At 66.2% G+C, this 26,422-nt stretch carries 27 protein-coding genes; 16 read left to right on the top strand and 11 right to left on the bottom strand.

From position 1 onward, the window contains the following. The first annotated feature begins 80 nt into the window (after positions 1 to 80). The 3 genes from gcvT to gcvP all read left to right on the top strand — a co-directional run bounded on the left by gcvT (position 81) and on the right by gcvP (position 4,632). Entirely contained in the window at positions 81 to 1,229 is a 1,149-nt protein-coding gene (gene gcvT, locus ACQR10_RS10375; RefSeq protein WP_315804255.1) for a glycine cleavage system aminomethyltransferase GcvT, read from the top strand. 9 nt (positions 1,230 to 1,238) lie between these two features. Then, positions 1,239 to 1,604 (top strand): glycine cleavage system protein GcvH, encoded by a 366-nt coding sequence (gcvH, locus tag ACQR10_RS10370; protein ID WP_315804256.1) that lies wholly within the window; start codon positions 1,239 to 1,241, stop codon positions 1,602 to 1,604. 154 nt (positions 1,605 to 1,758) lie between these two features. After that, the gene (gene gcvP, locus ACQR10_RS10365) at positions 1,759 to 4,632 is read left to right on the top strand and encodes an aminomethyl-transferring glycine dehydrogenase (RefSeq protein ID WP_316218122.1); all 2,874 of its coding nucleotides are present in this window, start codon (positions 1,759 to 1,761) and stop codon (positions 4,630 to 4,632) included. Here gcvP and ACQR10_RS10360 read toward each other — a convergent pair. Together ACQR10_RS10360 and recA are read right to left on the bottom strand one after the other, a co-directional pair. Beyond that, positions 4,611 to 5,690 carry a DUF1835 domain-containing protein gene (locus ACQR10_RS10360; protein ID WP_316218123.1) on the bottom strand — a complete coding sequence of 360 codons (1,080 nt, stop codon included), beginning with the start codon at positions 5,688 to 5,690 and terminating at the stop codon, positions 4,611 to 4,613. The genes gcvP and ACQR10_RS10360 overlap by 22 nt on opposite strands. Before the next feature lie 293 nt (positions 5,691 to 5,983). Beyond that, positions 5,984 to 7,072 (bottom strand): recombinase RecA, encoded by a 1,089-nt coding sequence (gene recA / locus ACQR10_RS10355; RefSeq protein WP_315804259.1) that lies wholly within the window; start codon positions 7,070 to 7,072, stop codon positions 5,984 to 5,986. Positions 7,073 to 7,645: 573 nt separating this feature from the next. Between recA and ACQR10_RS10350 the strand changes: the two genes are divergently transcribed. Continuing rightward, positions 7,646 to 7,939 (top strand): hypothetical protein, encoded by a 294-nt coding sequence (locus ACQR10_RS10350; RefSeq protein WP_315804347.1) that lies wholly within the window; start codon positions 7,646 to 7,648, stop codon positions 7,937 to 7,939. Between the two features lie 1,268 nt (positions 7,940 to 9,207). Beyond that, positions 9,208 to 9,447 (top strand): DUF6894 family protein, encoded by a 240-nt coding sequence (locus ACQR10_RS10345; protein ID WP_012045383.1) that lies wholly within the window; start codon positions 9,208 to 9,210, stop codon positions 9,445 to 9,447. 339 nt (positions 9,448 to 9,786) lie between these two features. On the opposite strand, the gene ACQR10_RS10340 is transcribed toward ACQR10_RS10345, so the two are convergent. Both ACQR10_RS10340 and ACQR10_RS10335 read right to left on the bottom strand, forming a co-directional pair. Beyond that, on the bottom strand, positions 9,787 to 10,032 hold the full coding sequence (locus ACQR10_RS10340; protein ID WP_315804260.1) for a hypothetical protein: 246 nt from the start codon (positions 10,030 to 10,032) through the stop codon (positions 9,787 to 9,789). 111 nt (positions 10,033 to 10,143) lie between these two features. Then, positions 10,144 to 10,440: a hypothetical protein gene (locus ACQR10_RS10335; RefSeq protein WP_316182504.1), complete on the bottom strand. Its 297-nt coding sequence runs from the start codon at positions 10,438 to 10,440 to the stop codon at positions 10,144 to 10,146. Positions 10,441 to 10,712: 272 nt separating this feature from the next. Between ACQR10_RS10335 and ACQR10_RS10330 the strand changes: the two genes are divergently transcribed. Then, entirely contained in the window at positions 10,713 to 11,153 is a 441-nt protein-coding gene (locus ACQR10_RS10330; protein WP_315804262.1) for a PaaI family thioesterase, read from the top strand. Positions 11,154 to 11,300: 147 nt separating this feature from the next. Next, on the top strand, positions 11,301 to 11,552 hold the full coding sequence (locus tag ACQR10_RS10325; protein ID WP_315716061.1) for a PilZ domain-containing protein: 252 nt from the start codon (positions 11,301 to 11,303) through the stop codon (positions 11,550 to 11,552). A gap of 15 nt (positions 11,553 to 11,567) precedes the next feature. Here ACQR10_RS10325 and ACQR10_RS10320 read toward each other — a convergent pair whose 3' ends face one another. Together ACQR10_RS10320 and ACQR10_RS10315 are read right to left on the bottom strand one after the other, a co-directional pair. Beyond that, a complete protein-coding gene (locus tag ACQR10_RS10320) occupies positions 11,568 to 13,541 on the bottom strand; it encodes a pyrroloquinoline quinone-dependent dehydrogenase (RefSeq protein WP_316218156.1) in 1,974 nt (657 codons plus the stop codon). Between the two features lie 279 nt (positions 13,542 to 13,820). Continuing rightward, on the bottom strand, positions 13,821 to 15,317 hold the full coding sequence (locus ACQR10_RS10315) for a caspase family protein (protein WP_316218125.1): 1,497 nt from the start codon (positions 15,315 to 15,317) through the stop codon (positions 13,821 to 13,823). 243 nt (positions 15,318 to 15,560) lie between these two features. On the opposite strand from ACQR10_RS10315, the gene ACQR10_RS10310 reads away from it, so the two are divergent. The 3 genes from ACQR10_RS10310 (at position 15,561) to ACQR10_RS10300 (ending at position 18,582) form a co-directional block, all read left to right on the top strand. Continuing rightward, positions 15,561 to 15,950 (top strand): hypothetical protein, encoded by a 390-nt coding sequence (locus ACQR10_RS10310; protein WP_316182498.1) that lies wholly within the window; start codon positions 15,561 to 15,563, stop codon positions 15,948 to 15,950. Between the two features lie 210 nt (positions 15,951 to 16,160). Next, complete coding sequence (locus tag ACQR10_RS10305) at positions 16,161 to 17,207, top strand: HD-GYP domain-containing protein (protein ID WP_316182497.1); 1,047 nt, start codon at positions 16,161 to 16,163, stop codon at positions 17,205 to 17,207. Between the two features lie 139 nt (positions 17,208 to 17,346). Beyond that, on the top strand, positions 17,347 to 18,582 hold the full coding sequence (locus ACQR10_RS10300) for a GNAT family N-acetyltransferase (protein ID WP_316218127.1): 1,236 nt from the start codon (positions 17,347 to 17,349) through the stop codon (positions 18,580 to 18,582). Here the strand turns inward: ACQR10_RS10300 and ACQR10_RS10295 are convergent. Both ACQR10_RS10295 and ACQR10_RS10290 read right to left on the bottom strand, forming a co-directional pair. After that, entirely contained in the window at positions 18,560 to 19,225 is a 666-nt protein-coding gene (locus ACQR10_RS10295; protein WP_315804267.1) for a DsbA family oxidoreductase, read from the bottom strand. The genes ACQR10_RS10300 and ACQR10_RS10295 overlap by 23 nt on opposite strands. A gap of 66 nt (positions 19,226 to 19,291) precedes the next feature. Beyond that, positions 19,292 to 20,110 (bottom strand): helix-turn-helix domain-containing protein, encoded by an 819-nt coding sequence (locus ACQR10_RS10290; RefSeq protein ID WP_316182493.1) that lies wholly within the window; start codon positions 20,108 to 20,110, stop codon positions 19,292 to 19,294. A gap of 100 nt (positions 20,111 to 20,210) precedes the next feature. Between ACQR10_RS10290 and ACQR10_RS10285 the strand changes: the two genes are divergently transcribed. The 3 genes from ACQR10_RS10285 to ACQR10_RS10275 all read left to right on the top strand — a co-directional run bounded on the left by ACQR10_RS10285 (position 20,211) and on the right by ACQR10_RS10275 (position 21,603). After that, positions 20,211 to 20,441: a hypothetical protein gene (locus ACQR10_RS10285; RefSeq protein ID WP_316218128.1), complete on the top strand. Its 231-nt coding sequence runs from the start codon at positions 20,211 to 20,213 to the stop codon at positions 20,439 to 20,441. Positions 20,442 to 20,468: 27 nt separating this feature from the next. Continuing rightward, entirely contained in the window at positions 20,469 to 20,867 is a 399-nt protein-coding gene (locus tag ACQR10_RS10280; RefSeq protein ID WP_316218129.1) for a hypothetical protein, read from the top strand. Positions 20,868 to 20,985: 118 nt separating this feature from the next. Continuing rightward, positions 20,986 to 21,603 carry a class I SAM-dependent methyltransferase gene (locus ACQR10_RS10275; RefSeq protein WP_316218130.1) on the top strand — a complete coding sequence of 206 codons (618 nt, stop codon included), beginning with the start codon at positions 20,986 to 20,988 and terminating at the stop codon, positions 21,601 to 21,603. Positions 21,604 to 21,629: 26 nt separating this feature from the next. On the opposite strand, the gene ACQR10_RS10270 is transcribed toward ACQR10_RS10275, so the two are convergent. From ACQR10_RS10270 to ACQR10_RS10260, 3 genes are all read right to left on the bottom strand, one after another. Then, positions 21,630 to 22,295, bottom strand: a complete 666-nt coding sequence (locus ACQR10_RS10270; protein ID WP_316218131.1) for an SET domain-containing protein — start codon at positions 22,293 to 22,295, stop codon at positions 21,630 to 21,632. A 237-nt stretch (positions 22,296 to 22,532) separates the two neighbouring features. Continuing rightward, positions 22,533 to 22,817 carry a hypothetical protein gene (locus ACQR10_RS10265; protein ID WP_316218132.1) on the bottom strand — a complete coding sequence of 95 codons (285 nt, stop codon included), beginning with the start codon at positions 22,815 to 22,817 and terminating at the stop codon, positions 22,533 to 22,535. 45 nt (positions 22,818 to 22,862) lie between these two features. Continuing rightward, positions 22,863 to 23,579 (bottom strand): TetR/AcrR family transcriptional regulator, encoded by a 717-nt coding sequence (locus ACQR10_RS10260; RefSeq protein ID WP_315804274.1) that lies wholly within the window; start codon positions 23,577 to 23,579, stop codon positions 22,863 to 22,865. A gap of 121 nt (positions 23,580 to 23,700) precedes the next feature. On the opposite strand from ACQR10_RS10260, the gene ACQR10_RS10255 reads away from it, so the two are divergent. From ACQR10_RS10255 to ACQR10_RS10245, 3 genes are all read left to right on the top strand, one after another. Continuing rightward, positions 23,701 to 25,125 carry a carotenoid oxygenase family protein gene (locus ACQR10_RS10255; RefSeq protein WP_434911938.1) on the top strand — a complete coding sequence of 475 codons (1,425 nt, stop codon included), beginning with the start codon at positions 23,701 to 23,703 and terminating at the stop codon, positions 25,123 to 25,125. Positions 25,126 to 25,240: 115 nt separating this feature from the next. Continuing rightward, entirely contained in the window at positions 25,241 to 25,825 is a 585-nt protein-coding gene (locus tag ACQR10_RS10250) for a hypothetical protein (RefSeq protein ID WP_316238723.1), read from the top strand. A gap of 25 nt (positions 25,826 to 25,850) precedes the next feature. Next, complete coding sequence (locus ACQR10_RS10245) at positions 25,851 to 26,402, top strand: septation protein IspZ (RefSeq protein ID WP_315804277.1); 552 nt, start codon at positions 25,851 to 25,853, stop codon at positions 26,400 to 26,402. Positions 26,403 to 26,422: the final 20 nt, after the last annotated feature.

Here is a 26,422-nt window from a genome sequence, read left to right as displayed (position 1 = left end):
TCTCAGGCACAGCGACAGATGGGGCTTCGGTGGCGTTTTTCGGGACTGGTCCCGAGGAACCGCGCGAGGACCCCTGATCGATGGCTGAACCGGCTGCCCCCCTTTCTTTGAAGCGAACGCCGCTGCATGCGCTGCATGTCAGCCTCGGCGGCAAGATGGTGCCCTTTGCGGGCTATGAGATGCCGGTGCAATACGCGCCCGGCGTACTCAAGGAGCACCTCCATACCCGCAGCGCGGCCGGGCTGTTCGACGTCTCCCACATGGGCCAGGTCGCGCTGCTGCCGAAATCCGGCAACGTCGCCGACGCCGCGGCGGCGCTGGAGCGGCTGGTGCCGCAGGACGTCATCGGCATCCCGCCCGGCCGGCAGCGCTATGCCCAGTTCACCAACGCCGAGGGCGGCATCCTCGACGACCTGATGGTGGCGAATTTCGGCGAGCACCTGGTGCTGGTGGTCAACGCCGCCTGCAAGGAGGCGGACATCGCGCTGCTGCGCGACGGAGTGTCCGACGTCTGCGAGGTCCAACCGCTGACCGACCGCGCGCTGCTGGCGCTGCAGGGGCCGAAGGCGGCGTCCGTGCTGACGAAATTCTGTGCAGAGGCCGAGGCGATGCGGTTCATGGACGCGGGGCCGCGCAGCGTCGATGGGCTCGCCTGCTACGTTTCGCGCTCGGGCTACACCGGCGAGGACGGCTACGAGATCTCGGTGCCTGCCGATCAGGCCGAGCGGCTCGCCGAGGCGATGCTGTCCGACAAGGACGTGCTGCCGATCGGGCTGGGCGCCCGCGACAGCCTGCGGCTCGAGGCCGGGCTCTGCCTCTACGGCCACGACATCGACACGGCGACAACGCCCGTGGAAGCTGCGCTGGAATGGTCGGTGCAGAAGGTCCGCCGCACCGGCGGCGCGCGCGCCGGCGGCTTCCCCGGCGCTGACAAGATCCTCGCGCAGTTCGATGGCGGTGCGACACGCCGCCGCGTCGGTTTGCGGCCCGAGGGCCGCGCGCCGGTGCGCGAGGGAGCAGCGCTGTTCGCTTCGGCCGATTCAGGCGAGCCGGTCGGCAAGGTCACCTCTGGTGGCTTCGGCCCGACGCTGAATGCGCCGGTCGCGATGGGTTACGTGCCGACCACTCTCTCTGCGCTCGACACCCCGTTGTTCGCCGATGTGCGCGGCCAACGCCTGCCGCTGCGGGTCGCCGCCATGCCCTTCGTTCCCAACACCTACAAGCGCTGAAGGACGTCCATGACTACGCTCTACACCTCCGACCATGAATGGCTCAGCATCGATGGCGACACAGCCACCATCGGCATCACCGACTATGCGCAGGCCCAGCTCGGCGACGTCGTGTTCGTGGAGCTGCCGCAGGTCGGCCGCGCGCTGAAGAAGTCGGAAGCCGCCGCCGTGGTCGAATCGGTCAAGGCCGCCTCCGACGTCTACGCGCCGATCACCGGCGAGGTGGTCGAGGTCAACCAGGCGATCGTCGACGAGCCTGCGCTCGTCAACACCGACGCCGGCGGCAAGGCCTGGTTCTTCAAGCTCAAGATCGCCGACCGGGCCGAGCTCGGCGGCCTGATGGATGAGGCCGCCTACAAGGCGCACACGGCGTGAGACGGGCGGAGCGTAGCCCCCATGAGCGGAGCGATGCGGGACCAGGGGTCCCGGGTCGCTCCGCTCGCCCGGGCTACGGTCTGCCGATCTCGCTGTCGCTGTTTACTGGACGCCCCGCCGTCGCGGGGCATGACGAGGCATAGAGGATTTGCTCATGACCACGCCGCTCAAGCCGCTCGATGATGCCGCCACCAGCTTCGCCCGCCGCCATATCGGTCCCTCGCCGCGCGACGTCGCGGCGATGCTGGAGACCGTCGGCGCCAAGAGCGTCGCGGAGCTGATGGCGCAGACGCTGCCCGGCACGATCCGGCAGACGGCGCCGCTCACCCTGGGGCCGGCGCTGAGCGAGCCCGAAGCGTTGTCACAGATGCGCGCACTCGCGGCGCGGAATCAGGTTTTCACCTCGCTGATCGGCCAGGGCTATTCCGGCACGCTGATGCCGGCGGTGATCCAGCGCAACATCCTGGAGAACCCGGCCTGGTACACGGCCTACACCCCCTATCAGCCGGAGATCAGCCAGGGGCGGCTGGAGGCGCTGTTCAACTTCCAGACCATGATCTGCGATCTCACCGGGCTCGACGTCGCCAACGCCTCGCTGCTGGACGAAGCCACGGCGGCGGCGGAAGCGATGGCGCTGGCCGAGCGGTCGGCGCGGGCGAAGACCAAGGCATTCTTCGTCGATCGGAACGTGCATCCGCAGACGCTGGCGGTGCTGCGCACCCGCGCGGAGCCGCTCGGCTGGCAGCTGATCGTCGGCGATCCCGCCAAGGATCTGGACGGCGCCGAGGTGTTCGGCGGCCTGCTGCAATATCCGGATACGACGGGCGCGCTGCGCGATCCGCGCGCCGCGATCGCCAAGCTGCACGACAAGGGCGCACTGGCGATTCTGGCCGCCGACCTGCTGGCCGTGACCGTGATTGCCTCGCCGGGCGAACTCGGCGCCGACATCGCGATCGGCTCGGCGCAGCGCTTCGGCGTGCCGATGGGCTATGGCGGACCGCATGCGGCGTACATGGCGGTGCGCGATGCGCTGAAGCGGTCGCTGCCCGGCCGCATCGTCGGCCTGTCCGTCGATTCGCGCGGTGCCCCCGCCTATCGGCTGGCGCTGCAGACCCGCGAGCAGCACATCAGGCGCGAGAAGGCAACGTCGAACATCTGCACCGCGCAAGTGCTGCTGGCGGTGATCGCCGCGATGTATGCGGTCTATCATGGCCCGGATGGGCTGAAGGCGATCGCCCGCACCGCGCATCGGCGGACCGCTGTGCTGGCTGCGGGGCTGCGCAAGCTCGGCTTTGCGCCGGAAAGCGAGACCTTCTTCGACACGATCACCGTCGAGGCCGGCGCCAAGTCCGGGTCGATCATCGCCCGCGCCGAAGGCGAGCGGATCAATCTCGGGCGCGACGGCAGCAGGCTGCGGATCGCACTCGATGAGACCACGACGGCCGATGTCGTCGAAGCCGTCTGGCGCGCATTCGGCGGCGACCTCTCCTACACGACGATCGAGGCGGAAGCCCGCGAGGCGCTGCCGGCCGAGCTCAAGCGGCAGCGGCCGTACCTCGCGCATCCGGTGTTCCACGCGCATCGCTCCGAGACCGAGATGCTGCGCTATTTGCGCAAGCTTGCGGACCGCGACCTCGCGCTCGATCGTGCGATGATTCCGCTTGGCTCGTGCACGATGAAGCTGAACGCGACCACCGAGATGATCCCGCTGACCTGGCCGGAATTTTCCAGCCTGCACCCGTTCGTGCCGCGCGCGCAGGCGGCCGGCTATCACACGATGTTCGCCGATCTGACCGACTGGCTGTGCCGCATCTCCGGCTATGACGCCGTGTCGCTGCAGCCGAACTCGGGCGCGCAGGGCGAATATGCCGGGCTTCTGGCCATTCGGGGCTACCATGCCGCCCGCGGCGAGGGCCACCGCACGATCTGCCTGATTCCCTCGTCCGCTCACGGCACCAACCCCGCCTCCGCGCATATGGCCGGCATGGAGGTGGTCGTGGTCGGCTGCGATGCAGGCGGCAATGTCGATCTCGCCGATCTCAAGGCCAAGGCGGAAGTGCATAGCGCCAAGCTCGCCGCCATCATGATCACCTATCCCTCGACGCATGGCGTGTTCGAGGAGCACATCCGCGACATCTGCGACATCGTCCATGCCCACGGCGGACAGGTCTATCTCGACGGCGCCAACCTCAATGCGCAGGTCGGCCTCTCCAGACCCGGCGATTACGGCGCCGATGTCAGCCATTTCAACCTGCACAAGACGTTCTGCATTCCGCATGGCGGCGGCGGCCCCGGCATGGGTCCGATCGGGGTCAAGGCGCATCTGGCGCCCTTCCTGCCCGGTCACCCAGCGACCGACGGCGCGAGCGCGCATCCGATCGGGCCGGTCTCGGCCGCCCCCTACGGCTCGGCCTCGATCCTGACCATCTCCTACATCTACATGCTGCTGATGGGCGGCGACGGCCTGACCCGCGCCACCGAGATTGCGATCCTCAACGCCAACTACGTCGCGGCGCGGCTCGATGCGCATTTCCCGGTGCTCTACCGCAATGAGCGCGGCCGCGTCGCGCATGAATGCATCATCGACCCGCGGCCGCTCAAGCAGAGCAGCAGCGTCACCGTCGACGACATCGCCAAGCGGCTGATCGACTACGGCTTCCACGCGCCGACTATGAGCTTCCCGGTGGCGGGCACCCTGATGATCGAGCCGACGGAATCGGAGTCCAAGGCTGAGCTCGACCGCTTCTGCGACGCCATGATCGCGATCCGCAAGGAGATCGCCGAGGTCGAACAGGGCCGCTTCGGAATCGAGGCCTCGCCGTTGCGCCACGCGCCGCACACGGTGCACGACATCGCCGACGACGATTGGAACAGGGCCTACCGGCGCAGCGAGGGCTGCTTCCCCGCGGGCACCTCGCGCACCGACAAGTACTGGTGCCCGGTCGGCCGCGTCGACAACGTCTACGGCGACCGCAATCTGGTGTGCTCCTGTCCGCCGGTGGCGGACTACGCCCAGGCGGCGGAGTAAGCTTCCTCACGCATGTTCCGAGCGATCGGGCGCCACGGCTCGCGACAATCAATGACGTCAGACGTGCCCGGATCCGGAGCGATGAGCGCCGCATGCCAACGCCAGAGATTGGCGTTGATCAATTCGATGCCGCCCCACCAGCGCCGGATCGGATTATGGCTGCTGAAATCCTCCTCGCCGGCGAGGATTGCCTTGCCGAGCGGCGTCAGCGACAGCCTGCTGGCCTTGTAGCGCTCGAGGCGTTCACGGCTGTCGTGCATCTCGACCGAGAACGGCCATTCGTCGAGGCCCGAAATTGCCGGCACCGGCGCGAGTGCCAGACCGTCAAGCAACGTGCCTCCTTCCCAATAGTCATAGACGCGGCGTTGAAAGCGATCCCGATGATGCGGCAACAGGTCGAAGGGGTGCTGATAGCCGGCTGACAGCAATTCGAGGATTCGCAGTTCCGATGCTCCCAGGCCCGTGGCAACACCGGGAAGCTCATCGAGCATCTCCTGCACGCAGCGGCGAAGCTGCGGCAGTGCACTGAGATCCTGCTTCAACAGATCGAACCAGGCTTGCGGCGTCGGCGTTCGAAACGCCTGCCATGCCAGATGGCCCAGGTCGAGATGCTCACGCGCGAGCGCTACGCCGGCAATGGTCCGGCCGGCGGGTTGTCTGGCCAAGGCGTCGAAGACTGGCGCATCGAGGTGTCGCAACACGATCTTCGTCGCGATCTCGGCGTAATCGCGCAGATAATCCAAGAGCCAGATCAGCACCAACTGATCGTTCGGACGGGTCCCCATCCACAGTTCGACGCTATCGCAACGGTCGACAAGTTCGAGAAAACTCTGACTCCGCCCGCCGACCGCCATGAAGTCGACGCGCGAGGCGAAATCCAACCAATGCCCCCGCTTCCGTCGCACGGTGCGCTGGACGAGATAAGCCGATAATTCGGCATCGGATGGCAGCGGTCCCCACACGAAACGATGGAGAATTGGTACCACCAGGTCGGCAAAGCCGCCCCTCCGAAGCGCTCCGGCGCTGGGATCATCGGCCGCTAGAATCAAACGCGTCATGCTGTTGGCTCCGGCACGACCTGATTGGCTCAAGGCTATCAACACGTTTGCGATCGGCTCCCGGCGCCCAGGACCGGCGCCGGAAATGTTGGTGCCGCCGCGCGGATCCGGTCCGCTCGTCCGCCCGCACGCTTTCGACTATTCGCGCTGAAGATCGTATCCGGCGCTCAGAAACCCGGGCTCACTGCATTGGTCATGCAGCAACGCAGATTTCGGCAGAACACCACACTTCTGCAAACGGGCGCCGGAACGTCGGCAACACGACGTCCATGGCACCCGCCGCCGTCGTAGCTCTACTCCTCCGCCGGCTCCTCGCCGTCGGCGTCGCGCTCGGCATTGCCGGCCAGGATCTGCTCGGCGATCAGGCCGGAGTTCTGGCGGATCGCGGCTTCGATCTTGGCGGTCATGTCCGGATTGGTCTTGAGGAACGATTTCGAATTCTCACGTCCCTGCCCGAGACGCTGGCTATCGTAGGAGAACCAGGCGCCGGACTTCTCAACGATGCCGGCCTTGACGCCGAGATCGAGGATTTCGCCCATCTTGGAGACGCCCTCGCCATACATGATGTCGAACTCGACCTGCTTGAACGGCGGCGCCAGCTTGTTCTTCACCACCTTCACACGGGTGGAATTGCCGATCACCTCGTCGCGCTCCTTGATCGCGCCGATGCGGCGGATGTCGAGGCGGACCGAGGCATAGAATTTCAGCGCATTGCCGCCGGTGGTGGTCTCCGGCGAGCCGTACATCACACCGATCTTCATGCGGATCTGGTTGATGAAGATCACCATCGTGTTGGACTTGTTGATCGAGGCCGTCAGCTTGCGCAGAGCCTGGCTCATCAGGCGGGCCTGCAGGCCCGGCAGCGACTCGCCCATCTCGCCTTCGAGCTCGGCCTTCGGCACCAGCGCCGCCACCGAGTCGACCACCAGCACGTCGACCGCACCGGAACGCACCAGGGTGTCGCAGATCTCCAGCGCCTGCTCACCCGTATCCGGCTGTGAGATCAGGAGCTCATCGATGTTGACGCCCAGCTTGCGCGCATAGACCGGATCGAGCGCATGCTCGGCATCGATGAAGGCACAGATGCCGCCCTTCTTCTGCGCTTCCGCCACCGTGTGCAGCGCCAGCGTGGTCTTGCCCGAGGATTCCGGACCGTAGATCTCGACGATGCGCCCTTTCGGCAGCCCACCGATCCCCAACGCGATGTCGAGCCCGAGCGAGCCGGTCGACACCGTCTCGACATCCATCGAGCGGTCGTTCTTGCCCAGCTTCATCACCGAGCCCTTGCCGAACTGACGTTCGATCTGGGACAGCGCAGCAGAGAGCGCCTTACTCTTATCCATTGAGGAACCTTCGACGATACGCAGGGCGGTGGCGGACATTGGCGCTCCTTATGGCGGGGATTCGCGAGATGGACAAACGGTTAACGAGGTCGGCCAGCAATCTTGAGGTGAATGTACTCCATCCGTTCTTTGTTCGCAATATGTTCTTCTCGACAATCACGCCTCTTCTCTTCGCAAACCCCTGACAGCCGCGGGGACGCGCCTGCCGCTCGAGGGGCCGAGGGCCGGCGCCAGTGCACCGAGCACCGCTGAGGAAGCGCTGCCCGACGAGCGGGCCCACAAGCGAAGTAAGGGATGCTGGATGACGGCGACCGCGAGAGGATCCTGGCTCGGCTGAAGGCGGAGGCCATGCGCGCGAGCGGCGCAGCCGCCGACCGGCGATCATGCGAATTACGACCGGCCTGTCCGAGCGCTCCAACCTCGCCTCTCGCGCCAGTGACAGACGCCACTTCAATTATAAATTGTTATTGTGGTCTCGACCGTGCCCTATCATCCTGCTGGTCCTTCTCTGTGAGCCCCCTACCGCTTCCAATTTTCGGGACCAGCATGACCGGATCCAACAAGGAACAGACCCTCACGCTGTGACGCCCGGTCGGCCCAAAGGAGTTCGCCTTGATCGCGGCCTCGGGCATGCGGGCGTTTCCGCCGCGCCTTCCGGAGCAGCCGATCTTCTACCCGGTGCTGACCGAGGCCTATGCCGTGAAGATCGCGAGGGACTGGAACGTACCGGCGAGCGGCTGCGGCCATGTGCTGCGCTTCGCGATCCTGCGACGCTTCATCGACGCGTACGAAGTGCATGAGGCCGGCGGCCGAGAGCATCTCGAGTACTGGATTCCCAGCGAAGACCTCGCCGACTTCAATGCCGCGATCGTCGGGCCGATCGAGCTCGTCAAGACTTTTCCTTGAAACTACCAAACTCCTACACGCGTGCGTAGATCGCACGGTCCGTGGTTCTCCTGAGAAGAACGAAGTTCCCTCGCCTCTTCTGCTTTTGTTCGGCTCATCGTGCGTGCAGACGCACGATTTCGATGCAGACGTGCAGCCGCCCTGCACGCGGCGTCCGGCCGCGAAGTTCCGCAGCACGCGGATCCGACCAGCTCGGCGGCCGCCATATGACGAGCGACAGATGAAACGACGAACCTCGGACAACTTCGTGTCGGACCACGCCCGAGGGATGGGTTAGCGTGCCATTCGCGCAAGCTCCTCATGCCGGCCTGAGGAACGGCCTGGACGAGACCCGCGTGACCCGCATCACGCGGCGCCCCCGCGCCCACGACATCTTCAAGCCACAAACCATTGTCATAAACTTTGGGTTGCGTTATATAATCGTGGTTGTCGTACGTCTGAGCAAATTTTTGATCAGCCCCGGATTTGTTTGTTCGTTGCGATGATGGCTGACCCGTATTGTCCGTGATGTATTGTCAGTGATGCGGCGTCGACCGATCCCTTGCAGCCTGCCAGCTCCAACATTTGCAGGCTCCGTCACCCGTAGGCGCACGGCCCTGAAACCATCCGCGCCGAAAGAAAGCCCCGGACGACGTCCGGGGCTTTCGACGTTGATAGCTCCGCTCGGGATGCATCTCCCTCCGTCATTGTCGTGATGTCGGGGAACGGATTGCGGGCGCTGCGCTTCATATCGGCGATGACAAGAGATGACGTGACGTGTCCGTCCTGCAGGGCCGGCCTTCAAAGGATCGAGCTTCACTCGCAGCAAGGCGCCGCGGGAGAGAGGCGTTGTCCGGCCTGCGACGAACTCCTGGAAATGGTCGACGGCGCGACGCAGATTGCCTACCGACTGACAGTCGTGCCGGAACGGATCTTCGACCGCAGCCAAGTGCGTCCCGCGGCGGTTGATCGAGATTGCAACCTTGATCTGACGCAAGGCACGCCGACAGGTTTCGTACTAATTTAATTGTTTCATTGCCGAACTGCCCTTGCTGGGAAGCTACGACGTTGACGCCGAGCCTCGGACCGCGGCGGTCCGAGGCTCATTCGTCGGCCTTCGCTGTGCCCGGTTGCGCCGCACATCACCAACGGCAATCAGCCTAACCGAAGCGAACAGCGCGACCGACCGTATTTTACCGGAATTGATCCGAGTGGGTTTTGCGCTTCCATTTGTGGTGCGTACATCAAACCCAGCGGCCTGGGGCGGTCAGGGCTCACCGGTTTTGGCAATGCCGCTCTATTTCTTTCGTATCCGCAACGGCCACTTCTCAGGCGCGTCCGAGTATGGGACCGAGTGCGCCGACCGCAACGCAGCCTGGAAAGAGATGACCACCGTCTGCGCCGACATGGCCAGCAGCATCTCGCGCAAGCTCGCCGAAAACTCCGAATGGCAGATGGAGCTGCTCGACGAGGCACGGCAGCCGGTCTTCCGCATCCGGATCGTCGCCGAGTCGCTGGATCAGGCCTGACGGCTCGCCAGACCTCTTGTGGATTGTCACCGACGAGAACCACAACCTCAGCCTGTGGCCGGCGAGGTCGACTGCGCGTCATTTCGGCAGCCGAGCTTGATCGAGATCAAAATGCCTGTCTGCATCCTGGCAGACATTTAAATTTGTATGGGTAATCTGATCTTCAAATGTCCGCGAACGGGGATGAACGTGCAGCATTGGCTGGAAGAGCCGAAGCCAGGCGATCCCACGTGCTCCTATGAAACCGTGGTCTGCAAGGCCTGCACGCGGCTTCATTTCATCAATCGCGACACACGCAAGCTTCTTGGCGAAAAGGAATGAGGCGCTTGCCGGAATCGTTCAATCGGCGCTGGGAAGCCGCCGCATCGTGAACTCGATCGCCCCGTCGGGAAGCTCGCGCCAGCTTTCGACGGCGCTCATGTAGCCGGCCTTGGGATAGCGGGTCAGATAGTCGCGGGCCTTGGCGCGCGCTTGCTCGCGCGGCAGCGTGAACGTGTCGCGAACGTAGCCGTCGCGAGCCTGTGCGGCGCCCTTCTGGCGCCGGGCCGCCATCCGGCTGGCAATGTCCCGGGGCCGCATCCCCATCGACGAACTCCAACGCGCTGCCACACCGTCAATATAGACGGGGCCGCGAGGAATCCGAGTCCGCAATCGGCCCGGAGGGTCAGAGCCCGCCCGACCCGAACGCGATAAATCTCAATTGGTGCTGCCGACAGCCTTCGGCTTCTTGGCCGCGGTGGTCTTCATGGCAGGCGCCGCCTTGGGCTGCTCCGCCGCGCGGACGTTGCCCCAGGGATCGGCGCTCGTCTTGGCGTCCGGAATCTTGCGCATGGTGTCCTTGTAGGCCTGCTCCCGCGCCGCTTCAGCTTCCTTTTCCTCGGGCGTCTTCGAGGGACCGTCGGCGAGAAGGTTGATATTGGGCATTTGCGCCATCGCGGGAACCGCCCAGCCTGCCAGCACGGCGACCGCCATCGTCACGATCAGCTTCTTCATTGGTTACTCCCCGGTAGAGGCGCCTTATACCATCGCCTCGCCATGCGCCAAGCCCGCGGCACTGTGCCGAAACGGTGGACCGCAGGCCGGGATGTTCGCGGCCGCACCGTCTGCGCGCACCTGCCGTCTGTTCCACGGTGTGCCATCATCATAGTTTTCCAACTCCGGCCTTTTCAAGCCGCCGCTCTGCGGCAACATTCCGGCGGCTCCGCCGATCGCGGCGACAAAAGTCGACGAGACAAATCGACAAGACCATGGGAGGACCTCCGCGCGTGCCGAATGAGACCCCGAACTTCACCATCGACGACGCGAGGCGAATCCTCGATGACGTGTTCGCTCCCTGGATCAAGGATCTTGGCCTGATCGTCGAGGACATCGCGCCCTCCCCGCTGGGCGAAGCCGGCGCCATCCTGCGCATGCCGTTCTCGCCGCGGCTCTGCCGCGACAATGGCGTTGTCTGCGGCCAGGCGCTGATGGCTTTTGCTGATACCGCGATGGTGATCGGGATGGTCACCGCCAGCGGCGGCTACCGGCCGATGACCACTGTCGACCAGACCACGCATTTCATGCGCGCCATTGCATCCGCCGACGTGCTGGCGGATGCGCGCGTGGTGCGGATGGGCCGCACCATGAGCTTCGGCCGGGTCACACTGACCAGCGCCGGCGATGGCAAGCCGGTGGCCATGGTGTCGAGCGCCTTCGCGATGCTCTGATCCGCGCGGCCCGGCCGGGGTTAACGAAACGTGAAGGCGACGGCCCGGGCCTCGCGGGCCGGATTCATCTGATCGAAACGCGAGCGTGATTTATTTTAGGTGCTTTTGACGCGAAAGGTGACGCCATTCGGCACCGGGTTACAGGCCATGAGCGAGACGAGTGACAAGCGCATTGCACCGAGGCATCGGGTGCTGAAGCAGGGCAGGCTGGCGTTCGACGGCGGCGGCGCGGTCGATTGCATGGTCCGCAACATGTCCGATACCGGCGCCAGGGTCGAGGTGGTCAGCCCGGTCGGTCTGCCCGAAGCCTTCACGCTGGTGATCCCGGCCGACAAGTTCACGCGGCGCTGCCACGCAGTCTGGAGCCACGACAAGCGGATCGGCGTCGCATTCGACTGATGGCGGTGCGGAGGGCTAGGCCCGCCGCAGGCGCCATCGCCACAACGCCACGAACAGACCAACCAGCACAATGGCCGCGAGCAGCACACCGGCGGCAAACCGTCCGCCGGGGCGATCAATCGTCCGTGACCATAGCGAGGGCCCTTCGCCATCCCGCGCCAGCCGAAACGCCACGACGCTGTCGCCGAGCGACGTTCCCGCCTCCGAATGCCCCCCCGCTGCGATCACCACGAATTGCTCGCCCTTCCATTGATAGGTCATCGGATTGGCGACGCCCGGCGCGGGCAACCGGCCCTGCCAGAGCTCCTGACCTGAGACAGCGTCGAAGGCGCGCAGATAGGCGTCCATCGCGCCGGTGAAGACGAGGCCGCCGGCTGTGACCACGACGCCGTTGACGAGCGGCGTGCCCCACTTGAACGCCAGTCCGAGCGGAGCGCGATCCTCGGTGGTGCCGACGGTCGAGCGCCACAGGATCTTTCCGGCCTTGAGGTCGACCGCAACCATTTCGCCCCATGGCGGCCGGTTGCACAACAGGCCGAGCCTGGACACCGCGACCGCCCGTGTCACGGCGAACGGCGCTCCGCGCTGCAGTCCAAAATCAACACCGAGCGGCGCCTTCATCCGGTCGGCTTCTGCGCGCGGGATCAGCCTGACGATGTGGATGGCGCGGCTGACATTGGCGTAGAGGATCTGGTGGACGGGATCGAACGCCGCGCCGCCCCAGTTCACGCCGCCGCCGGTCATCGGAAACAGCAGCGTGCCCTGAGTCGTCGGTGGCGTGTAGAGACCCTCATTGCGCAACGGCGCGAGCTGATCATCGCAGGAGGAATCCAGGACGCGCGGCACGGCCCTGAAAATATCACCCGCCGCGAAGCGCTGATCGAGCAGCGGCGGCACATGGGTCGGGAACGGCTGCGTCGGCGACAAAACGTCACCCTCGACCGCGCCTTGCGGCACTGCGCGCTCCTCCACCGGCCAGACCGGCGCGCCGGTGTCGCGGTCGAGCACGAACACGAAGCCTTGCTTGGTCGGCTGCATCACGACGTCACGCGCCCCCTGCCCGGTCTCGATCCGCGCCAGCATCGGCTGCGCCGGCAGATCGTAGTCCCAGACGTCATGATGGGTGGTCTGAAACGACCAGGCCAGCGCGCCGCTTTCGATCCGCAAAGCGACCACGGAATCGGCGTGCCGGTTGTCACCCGGACGCGCACCACCGAAGAAATCCGGACTGGGCGAGGAGGTCGGAAGGAACACGAGGCCGCGCGCCTCGTCGACCGACATCGGCGCCCAGACGTTCGCATGTCCCGCCGCGATGCCGTCATGGATCAGCGGATCGAAGCTCCAGCGCAGCTCGCCGGTGCGGGCATCGAAGCCGCGGACCGTGCCTCTGGGCGCATCGACCCGCACGTTGTCGCCGATCGATGAGCCGACCACGACGACGTCCCTGCCCGCCACTGGCGCCGAGGTGATCTGGAACTCGCCCGGCCACAGCAGGTCCTTGCCGATGTCGATCCGCACTTCGCCGTCCGCTCCGAAGCCGGCGCAGGGCTGTCCCGTCCGGGCGTCGAGGGCGATCAGGCGCGCATCGACCGTACCCATGAACAGCCGGCTGCGGCATGCCGTGCCGGCGGGCGCCCGCTCGTCCACCCAATAGGCAACGCCGCGGCAGGCATAGCGATTGGCCGGGCGCCGTCCGCTACCGACCTTGGGATCAAAACGCCAGCGCTGAACGCCGGTGCCTGGGTCGAGCGCCACCACCTCGTTGAACGGCGTGCAGAACACCAGGCTGTCCTCGACCAGGATCGGCGTCGCCTCGAACTTGGTGCGCAAGGCTGCCGCGGGCGGCCGGCTCTGCAGATCCCCGGTGTGATAGTCCCAGGCGGGCACCAGCCGATCGACATTGGAAGGCGTGATCTGCGCCAGCGGCGAGAACCGCGTTCCACCGGCATCGCCGCCCCAGTGCTGCCAGCCAAAGGCCGGCACGAACATCAGCTGGCTCCAGACGAGGCCCGCGCAAACACCCGCTCGACGCAACGACATGACCCTTCCCTCCCTCAGACGGCATCCGAAGCGACGCACCGGCACGATGAAAGCAGCCTTCGCGGACGGATCGAGCGGGATGGGACGGACGGCGGCATCCGCGGGACGAGTGGTGAGGAGCGATGACGAATGGCGGAACCCAGAGGATGACCCGAACGAACGCCTCCCGCCCAACGTCAATGGCCGCCCCTGCGGGCGGCCACCTCGATGCACGGATGTCAGCAAGCTTCAGTAGCCGTAGCCGCGCCGTGCCGGATAGTTCTGAGGCACCCGTCCATAGCCGCCGCCATAGCCGCCGCCGATCCCGATGCTCACCGGCGGCGCCACGCGCACCGGCGGTCCATAATACACGCGCGGCGGAGGCGGCGGCGCATAGACGACGACATCGTCGCCAGGGTCGCGCCGGGGCGGGCGGCCGGCGCGCTTGGGCGGGTCCTCGTCGCGCTTCCTCGCCGGCTTCTCCTCGACCCGCTTCTCCAACTTCCGGGCCGGCGGAGGCGTCTGCGAGCATGGGCAGGTGGGGCCTGCCGCGGCCACGGCCGGCACGACCGGCGGGGCTGCCGAAGCGGCCGGGATCGCCGCATTGGCGGCCGCCACGACCGGCGTCACCACGGGCCGGTTGCGCAGGCGCTCGATCAGCTTGCGCGCGGTCGGGGTCAGGTCGCTGTTCGGATAGCGGTCGAGAAAGCCCTGATAGGACGCCACCGTATTGATCAGCACCGCCTCGTTCCAGGCGGCCATCCTGTTGTGGAGGTCGAGCCATTCCCGCGCCTGCGGGCCATAGGGCGGCGCGGTGTAGAGCGCCACGAACGCCTCATAGGCCTCGACGCTGCCGTCGCCGACGATGATTTCGTTGGCGGCCTCGATCGGCTTGCCTTCCAGGCTGCGCTTCCATTCGTCGACGCTGCGCTTGGCGACGGCCGGCCGCGGGCCCGCATTGGCAGCGCCCGCATCCGTCGCCCCGACGAAGCGAAAATCCTCCGTCAGGGACGACGAATCCCATGGCGTCTGACGGCCCTCAGTGACCTTGTTCACCGCGACGCGCACGCGCTTGAATGCCTGCTCGATCGGGAGGCCCGGCTCCCGCGCCGCCTGCAGCAGTGCCGTGGTGTAGGGGCTGTTGGCGCCGGTGCCATCCTCGGCTTCCGCGCCGGGCGAGGTCGAGTAGGACAGGAAGGTGCCCGGCGCTCCGGTCTTGGTGTCGACCAGCGCAAGGCCGCGGCCCGCGTTCTGGCTGATGGCGGGAAACGGATTGTTGCGGCAGGCGTCGAGCAGCAGGATGCGCATCCGGCTCGGTACCGAATTGAGCGTGTTCAGGAGATCGTTGAGACGCACGGCCTGCAGCGGAATGTCGGCTTCACGCCGCGGATCGACGTCGACGGGTACGAGATAGTTCTCGCCATCGATCTGCAAGCCGTGGCCGGCATAGAACACCAGCGCCACCGTGTCGGGTCCCTTGGCCGCGATCTTGGCAGCAAAGTCGCCCACCTCCCTGTTGAGGTCCCGCTGCGACAGATCGGCGGCGGTCGTCACGTCGAACCCCGCTTCACCCAGCATCTTCGCCATTGCCTTGGCGTCGTTGGCGGGGTTCGGCAGCGGCGTCACCGAACGATAGGCCGACTGCCCGATCACCAGCGCCAGCCTGCTGCCTTCGGCCAATGCGGGAGCAAGGCCGGCAAACAGGCCGCCGGCGAGCAATGCAGCCCTGAGAGCGTGCCGAAACATGGGATCTCCAATCTGCTCATGGCGTGCCTGTTGGTCGGGCCGGTTCGCGGCCGGGTTCATCCCGACGGGCACAATCCGGTGAGCACGATGCCGCACGGCAGGCGCCGTTCGCGCGCGCATGACGGCCTCCGGCCGCGACCGGACATCGTTGCTTCACGGGATCCCCGCAGCAATGCCGCGATCACCCGCTAGCGTCCGCGCCGAAACGGGGGGCGAGGCGACATGCGGCGGATTGCGTCACACGTGGGGCTGCTCTCGGCCCTGCTTCTGACCGGCTGCGCCGCCGACAGCAATGCGCGCCTGCCGGCCTTCATGCGAGCCAAGGCGCCCGAGCCGCCACCGCCCGAAGCCGCGCCGGACGTCGCGCTTCTCGTGCGCAAGAATCTCGACATGATCTTCGTCGCAACGACGCTGCCGCGCGATCTCGAGGCCACATCCGCCCGACATTCCGATGGCGGCGATACATGGACCGCCTGCGTGCGGGCTCAGATCACATCCGCCAGTGGAACCGCGCTTCGGCGCCAGACCTATCGGCTCATGATCAGGCACAACGAGATCATCGACCGGCGGCGCGCGGCGGCCAGCAACGACTGTGTTTCTGAAGATTACAAAGCCGTCCTGCCGACGAAGTAATTCCCTCCGAAGACGAGCTGGATCCGCCAACTCGACTGGAACTCGCCCTGTCGGCGGGCGTGCAGGAACGGACTACCGCACCGCTCGCAGATTGTTAGTTCTTAGCTAACGCAAATCCGCAACCGCACAGCGAACGAATGGCTCAAATTTAACGATTCCTGCGGAACATCGGGGCCCACAAACGCGGAATGACCCTGGACCTGGTTTTCCATGAACGTTCACCTCGTCGGCGATGACACGGCCAAGCTCGCTATGCTTCGCGGCATGCTGGCCGAACGCTGCTCGCTCACATCTGAACTGATCGGTGATGCCGACTTCAAAGGCGGCGACATCGACGCGATTGTCGTGGCCGCCGATCTGCGCCACGTCGACAACATCACCGCATTGAAGGAAATCTCCGACCGGCTCTCGCGTATTCCGCGGCGGATCTTCCTGACCAACAACAAATCCCGTCTGTCGACGGTCCAGGCCTATGCGCTCGGTGCGACCAGCGTGCTGTCGAGCACGCCGAGCCGCAATCAGTTGCTCGGAAAGCTGCTCGATGCGCGCCCCGGTTCTGCAGCCAAGAGCATCGCGACCGACGACCGCCAGGCTGCATTTGCGGGCGCGTCCTGCATCGCCTCGATGTTCGCAGCCGTGCTGGGCGGTACTGCGATCGACGTCGAGGAGACCCGGCGGGCGGGCAAGCGGATCGCCGACTGTATAGCGGAAAACGGTCTGTCCGACTGGCTCGCCACCGTTCGCCGCCATCACGAAGGCACCTATCAGCACTGCCTGCTGGTGACCGGCATCACCGTGGATTTCGGCTTGAGCCTCGGCGTCCACAGCTCCGATCTGGAGCGTCTCTACATGGCCGCGATGTTCCACGACATCGGCAAGGCCAAGATCCCGCTCACCATTCTCGACAAGCCGGGCCGGCTCGACGTCAAGGAACGCACGCTGGTGGAAACCCATCCCGTGGCTGGTTACGATGCACTGAAGGACAACGCAGCGATCACCGACGAAGTGCTGAAGGCGGTACGCAACCATCACGAATTTCTCGACGGCAGCGGCTATCCCGACGGGCTGATGGCCGACAACATCCCGGACCTGACGCGCATCCTCACCATCTCCGACATCTTCTCGGCGCTGATCGAATATCGCAGCTACAAGCCGGTGATGACGCGCGAGAAGGCCTATGAGATCCTCCAGGGGATGGAGGGCAAGCTCGAGAAGCCGCTGATCGGCGCCTTCCGCGAGGTCGCGCTGATCCGCTGACCGCATCCAGCGACATGCTGAACCGACCGTTAACGCATCGATTCGAATTGTTGGCCGGCGGCAAGCGTCTCTTGTCAGCTTTGCGCTAGTGTCGCCCACGCGGTGCGGGTTGTCCGCCTCGCGAGGGGATTATCGGGACGTGGCCGAGATCATCGATCGCGCGATGGCGACTGCTTCATCGACGGCAGGGAACCAGCAGGCCGGTCCGCTCGCGCGCGAGCGCGCCGCCGACCTGGTGCCGTTGGAGACCGTTTCACCGCAGGCATGGCAGGATCTGGCGGAGCGTGCGCGCGAGCCGAACGGCTATTACCTGCCCGGCTGGGAACGCGCGGTGAACGCCACGGCGCGCGGCCGCACCGGAACATCGGCGCTGTGCGCATGGGATGACGATCAGCCCTCGCGTCTCATCGGCCTGATGCCCACGACCTCTTTATGGCATGCCTGCAGGCTTCCCCTGCCTGCGCTCGCCAGCGGCCATCCCTACGGCACGCTGTGCACGCCGCTGCTCGACGCCGTGCGCGCGGAGCGGGCTGCGGCGCAACTGCTCGATGCCGCGCGACGAACGGGCGCTCGGGCCCTGCTGCTGCGCGACATGTCGCTGGCAGGCTCCGTGATGCAGGCGTTCGAGGCGGCGCTTCGTCGCGGGGATCTGCGCCCGCGTGTGCTGCAATCCTATGAAAGAGCCTTTCTCGATGCGACCGGCGTCGGCGACCAGGTGCTGCATGACGCGCTTGGCGCCAAGAAGCTGAAGGAGCTGCGCCGCCTGCGTCATCGGCTGGCCGAGCATGGCGACGTCCGCTTCGAGGTCGCGCGCTCTCCCGGCGACGTCTCCACTGCGCTGGAGACGTTTCTGGTGCTGGAGGCGAGCGGCTGGAAGGGACATCGCGGCACTGCGCTGATCCAGCACGACGGCGACGCGACGTTCATCCGACGCGCTGCACCGGCGCTGGCGCGGCACGAGGCCTGCGAGATCATCAGCCTCATGGCGGGCGACACCACCGTTGCGGCGGGCGTCGTCTTGCGGCATCAGGATCGCGCCTTCTTCTTCAAGCTCGGCGTCGACGAGCGCTTCGCGAAATACTCGCCCGGTGTCCAGCTGACGCTTGACCTGACGCGGCACCTTTGCGCGGATCCGAAGATCAACGCCGCCGACTCCACCGCCGGTCCCGACCATCCCATGATCAACCCGATCTGGCGCGAACGCCTCGCCATCGGCGACGTGATGATCCCGCTCTATGCGCGCGATCCGGTCGTCGAGCTTATTCACGGCGCGTTGACTGCGCGACGCGAAGGCCTGACCATCGCACGCCGCGCGGTGCACGGGATCCGCGCCCTCCGAAAGCGCCGGCCGACTACTCAGCCGCCTCGGCGTTGACCTCCGCCGACACCTGCCGGATGGCGCGCGCCAGCATCTGCGGATCCTGCGCGCCGGAGACGGCGTATTTCTGCGCGAAGACGTAGGTCGGCACTCCGGAGATGCCCTTCTCTGCGGCCTCCTGCGCCTGGGCCGAGACCAGCGCCACATCCTCGTCCGTCGCCAGCATCTTGCGGACCACCTCGGCATCGAGCCCGCAATCCGCTGCGGCCTGTACCAGCACCTCGACGTCGGTCAGATCGCCGCCGTCGCGGAAGTACAACTCCATCAGCCGCTGCTTCATCTCCGGCGCCTTGCCGATCTCGCCGGCCCAGCGGATCAGGCGATGACAATCGATCGTGTTGGGCTGACGGGCGACACGATCGGGATGATAGCTCAGCCCCTCCTGCTCCGCGGCCGCGACCACGCGGCCTGCGATTCCCTTGTAGGCTTCGACCGATCCGAACTTGGTCGTGAGGTACTGCTCGCGGCTGATGCCCTCGCGCGGCACCCAGGGATTGAGGAAGAACGGCCGAAAGTTCACCTCGACCGGCACGTCAGGCACGAGCTTCAGCGCCTCCTCGATGCGCTTCTTGCCGATGTAGCACCAGGGACAGACGACATCGGAGACGACATCGATGATCAGCGGCTTCAAGGTGCTCATGCGCGTGCCTCCAAGTTCCCATGGCTGCGCCCAACATAAGCCCACGCGCGGCCAACACAAGCGGGGTCACGGCGAGGTAACCATCTCCTTCAGCCTGAGCGCAGTGAGCTCATCGGCGGGAAAGAAGGTCTCCAACGCCAGCTCCGACAGCGTGATGTCGACCGGCGTGCCGAACACCATCGTCGTCGAGAAGAAGCTCAGCACGTCATCGCCGACCCGAAGCCGCAATGGGATCGCGACGCTGTCGGCCGCGAGCGGCGCCGATCGCGCGGGGAATGGATAGGACTTCAGCTCCTCATAGAGCTTCAGCAGATCCGCATCCGCGGTGGCCTCGCATTGCCGGTGCAATCGCTCCAGCAGATGGCCGGTCCATTCGGCGAGGTTCACCGTCCGCGCCGCGAGCCCCTCCGGATGCAGCGCCACCCGCAGCACGTTGAGCGGCGGCGCAAGCAGCCGCTCGGAGACCCCTGTCAGCAGCGGCGCGATCATGCGGTTCGCCGCGACCAGGTTCCAGTGCCGGTCGATCGCCAGCGCAGGGTTGGGCTCGTGCGCCTTGAGCACGAGGTTCATCGCCTCGCGCGCGGGCTTGAGCGCCGGATCATCCAGCGGGCGCTGCTGGAAGGCGGGCGCGTAGCCGGCCGCCACCAGCAAAACGTTGCGTTCGCGCAATGGCACGTCCAGTCGCTCCGCCAGTTTGAGGACCATGTCGCGCGACGGCGCGGAGCGGCCGGTTTCCACGAAGCTCAGATGTCGTGCCGAGATCTCGGCATCGAGTGCGAGATCGAGCTGGGACAGATGCCGGCGCTGCCGCCATTGCCGCAAGTGCTCGCCGACATGAGCGGGTCTGGCGCGGTCGGCGCGCGCCGAAGCAAGCTGTGCATTCATGATCCGAGACCTATCACGCTGACGTCAGCGCCTCCATGACCTGCCAGGTAATCGAAATGCCTCCCGGCGCAGGTCATCGTCCTCACCACAGGAGATGACGATGAGCAGGCAGCGCGATCCCGAGACCCTTTCCTTCCCCTTCACCGCCGCCAGCCAATGGCTGGCGGGTCTCGCGACATCGCTGCTGGCGCGCTCGCTCAACATGCCGGAGTCGCTGCTGCACGTCACGGGCAGCCTCGTCTTCGCACAGGTGTACGCGATCGAGACGAGAGCCGCGCGCTCGCTGCGCCCGGCGCGGCTACGGCGTCAGCTCCTGGCCTGGTTCCGTTGAACCGCCCCCAACCGAAGGAGACCCGACATGATCACCTCGTCCGCCCTGCTCCGCCGCGCCCTGCTCGCCGATGCCGCCTTCAGCGGCGTTGCCGGACTCGCGCTCACCTTCGGCGCTTCGCCGCTGGCGACGCTGCTGCAACTGCCTGACGCGCTGCTGCTCGAGACCGGGCTGTTCCTGATCGTCTACGCGGGCTTCGTCGGCTGGCTGGGCTGGCGGCAGATGGCTCCAAGGCCGCTGATCCTTCTGGTCATCGCCGGCAATGCGGCGTGGACGGTCGGCAGCATCGCGTTGCTGTTCTCGGGCGTCGTCACACCGAACGTGCTCGGCGAGATATTCGTCGCGGTGCAGGCGGTGGGCACCGGCGTCTTCGCCGAATTGCAGTATATGGGCTTGCGCCGGAGCACCGTCGCGGTCACGGCCTGACCGGCGGTGAGCGCCGGGCTTCATGATCGAGCGGCCCGGCGCTCGCGACCGAACCGAGATTGACATGCGCGGCGAATGCATCTTCTGCATAATCTGAGATCGACAGGGGATCGCAGCGATGCAGCCGCAGGTGATCGGAACGGAAGGCTACGCCACCGAGGCCGACAGTCTCTTCGTGCGCTACGAGAGCATTCCGTCGGAACAGGTCCATGGCGCCGTGCTTCACCTGCTGCCCGCCGTGCCAGCGCGCGTGCTCGACATCGGTGCGGGCACGGGCCGCGACGCCGCCTGGTTTGCGAGCCTTGGACATCAGGTGGTGGCCGTCGAGCCGACCGAGGCACTACGCGTCGGCGCCATGCAACTGCATCCCTCCCCCGCCATCACCTGGATCGACGACAGCCTTCCCGATCTGGCCGCACTGGCCGCTCGGGACGAGCAGTTCGACCTGGTGATGCTGACCGCCGTTCTGATGCATCTCGACGAGGCGCAGCGGCGACGCGCGCTGCCCAACATCGCGGCACGGGTCGCCCCCGGCGGACTGCTGATCATGACGCTGCGGCATGGGCCGGTGCCGCCGGGCCGGCGGATGTTCGAGGTCGCGGCCGAAACGATCATCGAGCCGGCGCGCCAGCTCGGGCTGACGCTCCGGCTCAACCGCCTCGGCGAGTCGCTCGGCGCCGAGAACCGGGCGGCCGGAATCACCTGGACGACGCTGGCCTTCGGCAAGCCGTCCTGAGATATCCCGGAAACGGGCCCGCCAGATCAGGCCGCCTTGGCGCGGTTGGTCAGCGTCTTTGCGGGGGTGGATTTGGTCTTGCCGCGACTGCCGGCAGCCGGCCGCCGGGACTTGGCTTTGCCGCGAGCCGCCGCGCCCGATTGGGCTTTTGCCTTGGACCGCTGCTTGGCCTTGTCCTTGACCAGCTTCTCGGCCTTTTTCTTCGCCTTCTTCTCGGCCTTGCGCGCGTCCTTCGCCTTCACCCGCGCCCGCTCGGCGCGCGCCTCGGCCTTCTTCTTCGCCCGCTTCTTCTCGCAAGCATCGCATTTGCAGCCGATCGGCTTCAGATAGGCTTTGAAGTAGTCCGTGCCGTAGTCGTAGTTGATCTCCTCGCCGGGCTCGATGTTCTTGATGGCCCGGATGAAGATCTTCTTCTTGCGCGGCTTGACGTCGGACTCGGCGTTCGGCTTGCAGGAATGATTGATGTAGCGGGCGACGTTCTCGCGGATCGAGCCGTCGATGGTCCAGCGCTTGTCGAGCTCGAACAGATATTTGTTCTCGATCGCATCCTCCTCCGCCTTCTTCGAATCCAGGAGCGGTCCGAAATAGCGGATGATCTTGGTGCCCTTCTTGATCGGCTGGGTGGCAAACAGGCCGAGCCCCGTCTTGGAGCGGCCGATGCGATAGGGTTTGGATTGCGGGATGACAGGCATGAGTGATGAGAAGACTTGGACCTCGCGAGGCCGCCGTTCTAGGATAAATTCGCGACGCTGTCAGGTGTTTCCCGCCGCCGTTTCGCGCCGTCCCCAGCTTGCAGCGTCCTGCGCAGGACGAGTTCCGGTCATCAGGGGCCCTGCCGCTCGAAATCCTTCGACATCGCGACGTGGCGCGAATCAGCGCCGCGCTTATGCTCTAGGCTGCGTCCGTCGGCCGGGCGGCCGCAGCGAACGTCACTTCGCGGTCTTGCGCACGGCGGATGTGCGCCTGCTCGCTGGCTTCGATGCGCTCTTCCCGGTCTTCGATTTCGCCGCCCGCTTGCGGCCGCTGGTCTTGGTCTTTGCCGCCTTCTTGGCCAAGACGCGCATGTTGTCGACCAGATTGGGATAGCGCCGTCCGGCGCGCCGGGCGCGGGCCTTGGCCGTCGCCTTCTCGGCCGGAGTGAGATGGGTGGAGGCCTTGCCGGCGCGCTTGCGCGGATTGGCCTTGCTCCAGGGAGCGCGTGGGGTTCGTGCCATGCATTGCCAACGCATGATCCCCCACCCGGTTTCCGGTGCGTCGAACTACGCGCCCGGCGGCAGCTTCGGCACCGTGGCCCTGAGCATCGCCTCCAGCAGCTTTTCGGCCGTGGTGCCCGGCGGCGAGCGGCGCAGGATGTCGGCAAGGCGGCCGTCGAGCAGCAGCATCGTGTAGCCGTGCACCAGCGACCAGGCGCGGGCGATCGCTGCCGACTGATCGAGCGACAATTCCTCGTCGCCGACCGGACCTTCGCTGCGCGCGGCGACCGAGCCCGCGAGTCCGGCAAACGAGGCTTCCGCGGCCTCGTGCAGCGCGGGGCGCGAATAATCCAGACGCTCCGTCCGGAACATCAGTCCATACATGCCGGGATTGGCCTGCGCATAGGCGACATAGGCGCGGGCCCGCGCCATCGCCCGCTCGATCGGCGTGCCCGGCTGCTCGCCGGCCGCTTTCATCGCCGCATTGAACCGCGTGAAGCCGATTGCCGCGAGCTCGCTGACCAGCCCGGTGAGATCGCCGAAATGATGCGTCGGCGCCGCATGCGACACGCCGGCCTCGCGCGCCACCGCGCGCAAGGTCAGTCCGGCCAGCCCGTCGCGCTCCAGCACGCGCTCGGCCGCTTCGAGCAGCGCATCGCGCAGCGCGCCGTGATGATAGGGGGCGGCCGGCTCGCCCGCGCTCACCGCGCGCCGCGATCGCGTCCGGGCCGCCGCCGTCGTCGTCCGGTGCCTGCTCAGTCTTGCCTGTTCGATCTTCGTCATGCTTCTCCTTATACAAGCAATTTTGACAGCGTAAAGATTAGCCTTGACCTCGGGCTTCTCGGCCGGTAGCTTTATCTTTACATCGTAAAGATAAAGCTGGCATCGAGGGGAAGGACACGCCATGAATGGACCGTCGAAAGAAACAGTCCAGCGCCGCACTCCGCGCGACAACATCGCGCCGATCCCGTTCGAGGCCGACGCGCCGTTCCTCGCCATCACCGGCGAGCTGCCGCGCGAGCTGAACGGCACGCTCTATCGCAACGGCCCCAACCCGCAATTCTCTTCGCCAGGCTCGCACTGGTTCGTCGGCGACGGCATGCTGCACGCGTTCCATCTGGAGAACAGCCGCGCGTCTTATCGCAACCGCTGGATCCGCACCCCGAAATTCGAGGCCGAGCGCAAGGCCGGCCGCGCCCTGTTCGGCGGCTTCGGCCGCAGGCTGCCGGATGCGCCGGCCGACGTCACCGATGGCGGCGTCGCCAACACCAACGTCATCGCCCATGCCGGCCGCCTGCTCGCGCTCGAGGAGGCGCATCTGCCGACCGAGATCGAGCCGGGCACGCTCGCCACCCGCGGCTATCATGATTTCGGCGGCCGCCTCCGCGGCGCCTTCACCGCGCATCCGAAGACCGATCCGGTCACCGGCGAATTGCTGTTCTTCGGCTACAACGCCGCCGGACCGCTGACGCCGGCGCTGTCCTACGGCACGGTCGATGCGGCCGGCAGGCTGACGCGCCTCGATCGTTTCGAGGCGCCCTATGCCAGCATGGTGCACGACTTCATCGTCACGGCCAACCACGTGCTGTTTCCAATCCTGCCGCTCACCGGCAGCATCGAGCGCGCAATGTCCGGCAGGCCGCCTTATGCCTGGGAGCCCGACAAGGGCGCCTATGTCGGTGTGATGAAGCGCAGCGGCGACATCAAGGACATCGTCTGGTTTCGCGGTGACGCCTGCTACGTCTTCCACATCATGAACGCCTGGGAGGACGGCAGCCGCATCGTCGCCGACGTGATGCAGTTCGAGGAAGCGCCGCTGTTTCCGCATCCCGACGGGCGCCCGACCGATCCGGCCAAGTCGGTCGCGCGGCTGTGCCGCTGGAGCTTCGACCTCGCCGGCAACACCGACCGCTTCTCGCAGAGCTATCTCGACGACCTCACCGGCGAATTCCCCCGCATCGACGACCGCCGCGCCGGTCTCGCCAGCCAACATGGCTGGTACGCCTGCGCCAATCCCGACGGGCCACAGTTCGGCGCGCTGTCCGGGCTCGCCCATGTCGACGGCGCCGGCACGCGCCGGGCGACGCACCTGCTGCCCGCTGGCGACACCCTGTCCGAGCCGGTGTTCGTGCCGCGCAGCCGCGATGCCGCCGAAGGCGACGGCTGGCTGCTCACGGTGGTCTGGCGCGCCGAGAGCAACACGTCCGACCTCGCGGTGTTCAACGCCACCGACATCGGCAATGGGCCGGTGGCACTGGTGCATCTCGGCCATCGCGTGCCCGACGGCTTCCACGGCAATTGGGTCGGGGCTGACGATCCAAGGCATTGAAAAGCCTTGCGTAAGCTGCGAAGTCACAAGATTTTGACACTGTCAAGATTTGCTTGACCCGACGCCGTACGGACTCTAAGTATCTTGGCAGTGTAAAGATTGGCCGGGCGAACTTATGACGATCTTCCTCATCCTTGCGCCCTATGGCGTCTATGCTGCGCTGATGATGGTGGTCTCGGCCACGCTCAGCCTGGCCGTCGGCGCCGCGCTGTGCCTTGCGGTGGTGGCGCTGGATGTGATCAAGGGCCGGTCGATCAAGATCCTCGGCCTCGGCTCGGCCGTCGTGTTCGCCGCCGTAGCCGCCTACCTCCAGCTCATCGATCCCACGCCGAGCGCCTCTATGGTGCGTCTTGCGGTCGACTGCGGCATTTTCGCGCTGTCGCTGGGCTCGATGCTGCTGCGCATGCCGTTCACGCTGCAATATGCGCTCGAGGCCGTCCCTCCGGAAACCGCGGCGATTCCGGGCTTCCTGCGCGCCAATTACGTCATCACCGGCGCCTGGACTGCTTCCGCGCTGCTGATGATCGTCGGCAACCTGATGACGCTCTACGTGCCCGGCCTGCCCTATTGGACCGGCCTCGCCATCGCCTTTGCCGCCCGCAACAGTGCACTTTATTTCACGCGCTGGTATCCTGACTACCGCCGAACAAAGGACGTGGCAGCGCAGACTGCCGCCGCAATGTCCGGCCAAGATTCGTGACCGGGGTCTGCTGCAGGAGACGTGCGTGAAAGTCGTGTTTGCCAAGCTGATTGCCGACTTCCTGTCGGCCGCAGTGTTCTTCCTCCTTTACATCGCGACCGACGACGTGGTGCTGGCGACCGCCGTCGCGGTGGCCGTCGCCGTGGTGCAGGTGGTCTGGGCGCGCATCAAGGGCGTGCACCTCAGCTTCATGGCCTATGCCAGCGTCGGCCTCGTCATCGTGCTCGGCGGCGTGACGCTCCTGACCAACGATCCCCGCTTCATGTTCGCCAAGCCCGCGATCGGGCATTTCGCCATCGGGCTGATCATGCTGAAGCGCGGCTGGATGCTGCGCTACGTGCCGCCGATCGTGTCGGAGACCATCCCGGAATACGTCACCATCGCCGGCTATGCCTGGGCGGCGCTGATGTTCGCGCTCGGCCTCGGCACCATCGCGGTCGCCATGACCGGCGACATCAAGCTGTGGGTGCTCTACATCACCGTGGTTGCGGGCGGCGCCAAGGTCGCGGCCTTCGCGCTGCAGTTCATCGCCTTCCGCTTCGTGGTCGCCAACCGCCTCAGGGCGGCCCGGGCCTGACCGCTGCATCCGATCGCCGC

The organism is Bradyrhizobium sp. HKCCYLRH2060, assembly GCF_051168135.1.
Lineage (GTDB): Bacteria > Pseudomonadota > Alphaproteobacteria > Rhizobiales > Xanthobacteraceae > Bradyrhizobium.
Note: the sequence above shows the minus strand (reverse complement) of the source record. Positions and strands in the feature narration are given on the sequence as shown.